The 7,173-nt window shown below is 62.4% G+C and carries 7 protein-coding genes; all 7 read left to right on the forward strand.

The genetic code is table 11. The features are described from left to right. On the forward strand, positions 1 to 1,685 hold a 1,685-nt coding region (gene nuoG, locus ACEK02_RS18560; RefSeq protein WP_371423046.1), incomplete at its 5' end, for an NADH-quinone oxidoreductase subunit NuoG. A gap of 4 nt (positions 1,686 to 1,689) precedes the next feature. Beyond that, the gene (gene nuoH, locus ACEK02_RS18565) at positions 1,690 to 2,715 is read left to right on the forward strand and encodes an NADH-quinone oxidoreductase subunit NuoH (RefSeq protein WP_371423047.1); all 1,026 of its coding nucleotides are present in this window, start codon (positions 1,690 to 1,692) and stop codon (positions 2,713 to 2,715) included. Between the two features lie 7 nt (positions 2,716 to 2,722). After that, a complete protein-coding gene (nuoI, locus tag ACEK02_RS18570) occupies positions 2,723 to 3,211 on the forward strand; it encodes an NADH-quinone oxidoreductase subunit NuoI (RefSeq protein ID WP_089264557.1) in 489 nt (162 codons plus the stop codon). 9 nt (positions 3,212 to 3,220) lie between these two features. Further along, positions 3,221 to 3,859: an NADH-quinone oxidoreductase subunit J gene (locus ACEK02_RS18575; protein WP_371423048.1), complete on the forward strand. Its 639-nt coding sequence runs from the start codon at positions 3,221 to 3,223 to the stop codon at positions 3,857 to 3,859. Further along, positions 3,856 to 4,164, forward strand: coding sequence for an NADH-quinone oxidoreductase subunit NuoK (nuoK, locus tag ACEK02_RS18580; protein WP_068730883.1), 309 nt, complete (start codon positions 3,856 to 3,858; stop codon positions 4,162 to 4,164). Before ACEK02_RS18575 ends, nuoK begins: the two co-directional genes overlap by 4 nt. 7 nt (positions 4,165 to 4,171) lie before the next feature. Continuing rightward, complete coding sequence (nuoL, locus tag ACEK02_RS18585) at positions 4,172 to 6,256, forward strand: NADH-quinone oxidoreductase subunit L (protein ID WP_371423049.1); 2,085 nt, start codon at positions 4,172 to 4,174, stop codon at positions 6,254 to 6,256. Between the two features lie 14 nt (positions 6,257 to 6,270). Further along, positions 6,271 to 7,173: NADH-quinone oxidoreductase subunit M (locus tag ACEK02_RS18590; protein WP_371423050.1), on the forward strand; the 903-nt coding region annotated here is incomplete at its 3' end.

A 7,173-nucleotide genomic window follows, 5' to 3' on the forward strand; every position in this document is an offset into this window, starting at 1 on the left:
CGCGCTTTGCTGAAAACAAGCGCGCGGTCGAGGACAAGTATCTCGGCGCGCTGGTGAAGACCTCGATGAACCGCTGCATTCAGTGCACGCGCTGTGTTCGCTTCGCCGCTGAAGTCTGCGGCGTGCCCGAGATGGGCGCGACCGGCCGCGGCGAGGACATGGAGATCACCTCCTATCTTGAGACCGCGCTGACCTCGGAATTGCAGGGCAACCTCGTCGATATCTGCCCGGTCGGTGCGCTGACCTCGAAGCCCTATGCTTTCGCGGCGCGTCCGTGGGAGCTCGGCAAGACCCAGTCCATCGATGTGATGGACGCCGTCGGTTCGGCAATCCGCGTCGACACCCGTGGCCGCGAAGTGATGCGCATCCTGCCGCGCGTCAACGAGGCGGTGAACGAGGAATGGATCTCCGACAAGACCCGCCACATCGTCGACGGCCTGCGCACGCAGCGTCTCGATCGCCCCTATATCCGTGACAACGGCAAGCTGCGCGCCGCGACCTGGGCTGAAGCGTTCAGCGCCATCGCAGCGAAGGTGGCCGGCAGCAAGAAGATCGGCGCCGTCGCGGGCGATCTCGCCGCCGTCGAGGAAATGTTCGCGCTGAAGCAACTGCTCGCAAGCATGGGCTCGGCCAATCTGGCGACCCAGGGCGCGGGCGCTTTCGATGCAGCCGCCGGCCGCGCATCCTACATTTTTAACCCGACCATCGCCGGCATCGAGCAGGCCGATGCGCTGCTGATCGTGGGGGCCAATCCGCGCAAGGAAGCCGCAGTTCTCAACGCGCGCATCCGCAAGACGTGGCGCACCGGCGCGCTGAAGATCGGCGTGATCGGCGAGAAAGCCGATCTGACCTATCGCTACGACTATCTCGGCGCAGGCACGGACTCGCTGGCCGAACTCGCCGCTGGCAAGAACGCCTTCGCCGATGTGCTGAAGAACGCCAAGCATCCGATCGTGCTGGTTGGCGCCGGTGTGGCGGCACGTGCCGATGGTGCTGCGGTACTCGCGGCGGCTGCCAAGCTCGCCTCGGACTTCGGCGCGATCAAGGACGGCTGGAACGGCTTCGCGGTTCTGCAGACGGCGGCCTCGACGGTCGGTGCGCTCGATATCGGCTTCGCGCCGACCTCGGGCAGCCTGAGCCTCGCGCAGATGACCGCTGCCGGTTCGCTCGACGTGCTGTTCTCGCTCGGTGCTGATGACGTGAAGGTCGCCGACGGTACCTTCGTGGTCTATATCGGTACCCATGGTGACCGCGGTGCGCATCGGGCCGACGTGATCCTGCCGGGTGCGGCCTATACCGAGAAGTCCGGCATCTTCGTCAATACCGAAGGCCGCGTGCAGATGGCGGAGCGCGCCGGGTTCCCGCCGGGCGATGCCCGCGAGGACTGGGCGGTGATCCGCGCATTGTCCGACGTGCTCGGCCACAAGCTGCCTTACGACTCGCTGGCGGCGCTGCGGCAGGCGATCTTCAAGACCGCTCCGCACCTGATGCGCATCGATCAGATCGAGGCCGGCGATGCCGGTGCGATCAAGACCCTTGCGGCCAAGGGCGGCACCGTCGACAAGACACCGTTCAAGGCCTCTGTTGAGGACTTCTACCTGACCAACCCGATCGCGCGTGCGTCAGCCATCATGGCGGAATGCTCCCGCCTGGCCTCCGGCCAGATGCTGACGGCGGCGGAGTAAACCGATGGCTGAATTCTGGACAAGCACCCTGTGGCCGCTGATCATCATGGTCGCGCAGAGCCTCCTCGTGCTCGTGGTGCTCTTGATTGCGATTGCCTATATCCTGCTGGCTGACCGCAAGATCTGGGCGGCGGTACAGATCCGCCGTGGCCCCAACGTGGTCGGGCCATTCGGCCTGCTGCAATCCTTCGCGGACTTGCTGAAATTCGTGCTGAAGGAGCCGGTGATTCCATCCAGCTCCAACAAGGGCGTGTTCCTGCTGGCGCCGCTGGTGTCCTGCGTGCTGGCGCTGGCGGCCTGGGCGGTGATCCCGATGGATCTCGGCTGGGTCATTTCCGACATCAATGTCGGCGTGCTCTATATCTTCGCGATCTCGTCGCTGTCGGTCTACGGCATCATCATGGCCGGCTGGTCGTCGAACTCGAAATATCCATTCCTGTCGGCACTGCGCGCCGCCGCGCAGATGGTGTCCTACGAAGTCTCGATCGGCTTCGTCATCATCACCGTCTTGCTCTGCGTCGGTTCGCTGAACCTGACGGCCATCGTCGCCGCGCAAGATTCGAAGTGGGGCATCCTCGGCTGGTACTGGATCCCGCTGTTCCCGATGTTCGTGATCTTCTACGTCTCGGCGCTGGCTGAAACCAACCGCCCGCCCTTCGACCTCGTCGAAGCGGAATCGGAACTGGTCGCGGGCTTCATGACCGAATACGGCTCGACCCCGTATCTGCTTTTCATGCTCGGCGAATACGTCGCCATCGTCACCATGTGCGCGCTGGCTACGATCCTGTTCCTCGGCGGCTGGCTGTCGCCGATCCCGTTCGCGCCCTTCACCTGGGTGCCAGGCATCATCTGGTTCGCCATCAAGGTGATGTTCATGTTCTTCCTGATTGCGATGGCGAAGGCGATCGTGCCGCGCTACCGCTACGACCAGTTGATGCGTCTGGGCTGGAAGGTGTTTCTGCCGCTATCGTTGGCGTACGTCATCATCGTCGCTGCCGTGCTGCAATTCGGGGGCCTTGCTCCGAAATGAGGTCACTATGAATATCAGGGCAACAGCTCATTCGCTTCTGCTGGCGGAGTTCGTTTCGGCGTTCGTCCTCGCCATGCGGTATTTCTTCAAGCCGAAGCCGACGCTGAACTATCCGTTCGAGAAGGGGCCGATCTCGCCGCGTTTCCGTGGCGAGCATGCGCTGCGCCGCTATCCGAACGGTGAAGAGCGCTGCATCGCCTGCAAGCTCTGCGAGGCGGTGTGTCCGGCACAGGCGATCACCATCGAAGCCGGCCCGCGCCGCAACGACGGGACGCGCCGCACCGTGCGCTACGACATCGACATGGTGAAATGCATCTATTGCGGACTGTGCCAGGAGGCCTGTCCGGTGGATGCGATCGTCGAGGGACCGAACTTCGAGTTCGCCACCGAGACGCGTGAGGAACTCTATTATGACAAGGCGAAATTGCTCGCCAACGGCGACCGCTGGGAGCGCGAGATTGCGAAGTCAATCGAACTCGACGCGCCGTACCGGTAAGGTGACCAGATGATCCTTCCCGCACTGTTCTTCTATCTGTTCGCCAGCGTCTGCGTGGCTTCCGCGGTCATGGTGATTGCCTCGCGCAATCCCGTGCATTCGGTGCTGTTCCTGATCCTGGCCTTCGTCAACGCCTCAGGCCTGTTCGTGCTGATGGGCGCCGAATTCCTGGCAATGCTGCTGATCGTCGTCTATGTCGGCGCCGTCGCGGTGCTGTTCCTGTTCGTCATCATGATGCTTGACGTCGACTTCACGCAGCTGCGCGAAGGCTTCATTCAGTATCTGCCGTTCGGCCTGGTGATCGGGGCGATCTTCCTTGCCGAATTGCTGCTGGTCGCAGGTGGCTGGGTGATGAACCCGAGCGTCACCAAGTCGATCACGGCGGCCATCCCGACCAATGTGAGCAATACCGAGGCGCTCGGCCTCGTGCTCTATACGAAGTACATGCATTACTTCCAGCTGGCCGGCATGGTGCTGCTGGTGGCGATGATCGGCGCGATCGTGCTGACGCTGCGCCACAAGGTCAAAGTGCGGCGCCAGGACATCAATGTTCAAAACGCGCGCAATCCGGAACTGGCGATGGAAGTGCGCAAGGTCGCGACCGGGCAGGGCCTGCAGGACGCCGACGCGGGGAGCTGGGTCAAATGACGATCGGTCTCGGACACTATCTGGCGGTCGCAGCGATCCTGTTCACGCTGGGCATTCTCGGCATCTTCCTGAACCGCAAGAACATCATCGTCATCCTGATGTCGATCGAGCTGATCCTGCTCGCCGTCAACATCAACATGGTGGCGTTCTCGACCTTCCTTGGCGACATCGTCGGCCAGGTGTTCGCGCTGCTGGTGCTGACCGTGGCTGCTGCGGAAGCAGCGATCGGTCTCGCCGTGCTGGTGGTCTATTTCCGCAACCGCGGCTCGATCGCGGTTGAAGACGTCAATCTGATGAAGGGCTGAGCCAGTTATGATCCAGGCTCTCGTATTCCTGCCGCTGATCGGCGCGCTGATCGCAGGCTTCATCGCCATCCTGGGTGCGCATGGGCGTAACCCGAGCGGCGACGAGATGGACCATGCGCATGACGACCACGGCCACGGCGATGCCGGCGCCCATGCACATGCTGCGCATGGGCATGACGACCATGGCCACGATGATCACGATGACCATCACCACGTTGCCGAGCCGGCCGCGGCCGGTTCGCGCGCAGCGGAGCTGATCACCGCCGGTCTGCTGGTGGTGTCGGCGGTGCTGTCCTGGATGACCTTCGTTGATGTCGCCTTCATGCATCACGATGCCCGTATCGTGCTGCTGAACTGGATCAATTCGGGCGACCTGCAGCTGTCCTGGACGCTGCGCGTCGATACGCTGACCGCCGTGATGCTCGTCGTCGTCACCACAGTGTCGTCGCTCGTGCACATCTATTCGCTCGGCTATATGGAAGACGATCCGAACCGGCCGCGCTTCATGGCGTATCTGTCGCTGTTTACCTTCATGATGCTGATGCTGGTGACGGCCGACAACCTGCTGCAGCTGTTCTTCGGCTGGGAAGGCGTGGGTCTGGCCAGCTACCTGCTGATCGGTTTCTGGTTCAAGAAGCCCTCGGCCAATGCGGCGGCGATCAAGGCCTTCGTGGTCAACCGCATCGGCGACTTCGGCTTCCTGCTCGGCATCTTTGCGCTGTTCATGCTGGTCGGCTCGACCGATCTGGACACCATCTTCGCCAGCGCGCCTGGCCTGACCGGCAAGACGATCAACTTCTTCGGCTGGCACGCTGATGCGCTGACACTGACCTGTCTGCTGCTGTTCGTCGGCGCGATGGGCAAGTCAGCCCAGTTCCTGCTGCACACCTGGTTGCCGGACGCCATGGAAGGCCCGACGCCCGTGTCGGCGCTGATCCACGCGGCGACCATGGTCACCGCTGGCGTCTTCATGGTTGCCCGCATGTCGCCGCTGTTCGAGCTCGCGCCGAACGCGCAGGCCGTCGTGATGCTGGTCGGCGCGACCACTGCATTCTTCGCCGCAACCATTGGTCTGGTGCAGAACGACATCAAGCGCATCGTCGCTTACTCGACCTGTTCGCAGCTCGGTTACATGTTTGTGGCGCTGGGGACGGGGGCTTACTCGGTCGCCATGTTCCACCTGTTCACGCACGCCTTCTTCAAGGCGCTGCTGTTCCTCGGCTCGGGCTCGGTGATCTACGCGATGCATCACGAGCAGGACATCCGGAAGATGGGTGGCCTGTGGAACAAGATCCCGTTCACCTATGCGATGATGACCATCGGTACGCTGGCGCTGACCGGTTTCCCGTTCACCGCCGGTTATTTCTCGAAGGACGCGATCATCGAGGCCGCTTACGCCTCGCACACCCAGTTCGCCTTCTACGGCTTCCTGATGACCGTGGTCGCGGCGCTGCTGACCTCGTTCTATTCATGGCGTCTGGTGTTCAAGACGTTCCACGGCGAGCCGCATGACAAGAAGCATTACGATGCGGCCCATGAAGCGCCGATGTGGATGCTGGTCCCGCTGGCCGTGCTGGGCATCGGATCGTTCGCCGCCGGCTTCCCGTTCAAGGAACTGTTCGCAGGCCATCACGTCGGCGAGTTCTTCCGGGAATCGCTGAAGATGAACCCGCATATCATCGAGGAGATGCACCACATTCCCGGCTGGGTCCCCTATGTGCCGACCGTGATGATGGTGCTCGGTTTCCTGATTTCGTATCTGTTCTATGTTCGCAAGCCGTACCTGCCTGTTGAGCTCGCGAACCAGCATCCGCTGCTCTACAAGTTCCTGCTCAACAAGTGGTACTTCGACGAGCTCTACGAGATCATCTTCGTTCGCCCGGCCAAGTGGATCGGCCGCTTCCTGTGGAAGAAGGGCGACGGTATGGTCATCGACGGCCTTGGGCCTGACGGTGTCGCGGCCCGCGTGCTCGATATCACGCGCGGCGCGGTCAGGCTGCAGACCGGTTACCTCTATCACTATGCCTTCGCGATGCTGATCGGCGTCGCCGGGTTGATCACCTGGTTTATCTTCGGCCTGGGGGGCCAGTAACAATGGCGTCCGTCATGACATGGCCGGTTCTTTCGGTCGTCACCTTCCTGCCGGTCGTCGGCGCGATCCTGATTTATCTCAGCCGCGGCGACGATGAGGCTGCGCAGGGCAATGCGCGCTGGATCGCGCTCTGGACCACGCTGATCACCTTCGCGGTCTCGCTGATCCTGGTGATGCGCTTCGATCCGTCGAATGGCGACTTCCAGTTCGTCGAAAAGGCACCGTGGCTGGCCGCCACCATCAACTACCACATGGGCGTGGACGGCATTTCGCTGCCCTTCGTCATCCTGACCACCGCCCTGATGCCGTTCTGCATCCTGTGCAGCTGGAAGTCGGTCACCAAGCGTGTCCGCGAATACATGATCGCGTTCCTGTTCCTGGAAACGCTGATGATCGGCACCTTCTCGGCGCTGGATCTGGTGCTGTTCTATCTGTTCTTCGAAGGCGGCCTGATCCCGATGTTCCTGATCATCGGCATCTGGGGTGGCCCGCGCCGCGTCTATGCCGCGTTCAAGTTCTTCCTCTACACGTTCCTCGGCTCGGTGCTGATGCTGCTGGCCATCATGGCGCTGTACTGGAATGCCGGCACGACCGACATTCCGACGCTGATGCACACCGCCGTGCCGCGCAGCTTGCAGACTTGGGCGTGGCTGGCGTTCTTCGCGTCGTTCGCGGTGAAGATGCCGATGTGGCCGGTGCACACCTGGCTGCCTGACGCGCACGTCGAAGCGCCGACGGCCGGTTCGGTCGTGCTGGCTGCGATCCTGCTGAAGATGGGCGGCTACGGCTTCCTGCGCTTCTCGCTGCCGATGTTCCCGGATGCCTCGGTCTATTTCGCGCCGATGGTCTGGACGCTCTCCGTGATCGCGATCGTCTACACGTCGCTGGTCGCGCTGATGCAGGAAGACATCAAGAAG

The organism is Tardiphaga sp. (assembly GCF_041424195.1).
Classification (GTDB): Bacteria; Pseudomonadota; Alphaproteobacteria; order Rhizobiales; family Xanthobacteraceae; genus Tardiphaga.

Excerpts from the sequence above, each read along its gene's own strand:
- nuoH (WP_371423047.1), top strand. The coding sequence starts at position 1,690 with ATGGCTGAATTCTGGACAAGCACCCTGTGGCCGCTGATCATCATGGTC.
- nuoI (WP_089264557.1), top strand. The coding sequence starts at position 2,723 with ATGAATATCAGGGCAACAGCTCATTCGCTTCTGCTGGCGGAGTTCGTT.
- ACEK02_RS18575 (WP_371423048.1), top strand. The coding sequence starts at position 3,221 with ATGATCCTTCCCGCACTGTTCTTCTATCTGTTCGCCAGCGTCTGCGTG.
- nuoK (WP_068730883.1), top strand. The coding sequence starts at position 3,856 with ATGACGATCGGTCTCGGACACTATCTGGCGGTCGCAGCGATCCTGTTC.
- nuoL (WP_371423049.1), top strand. The coding sequence starts at position 4,172 with ATGATCCAGGCTCTCGTATTCCTGCCGCTGATCGGCGCGCTGATCGCA.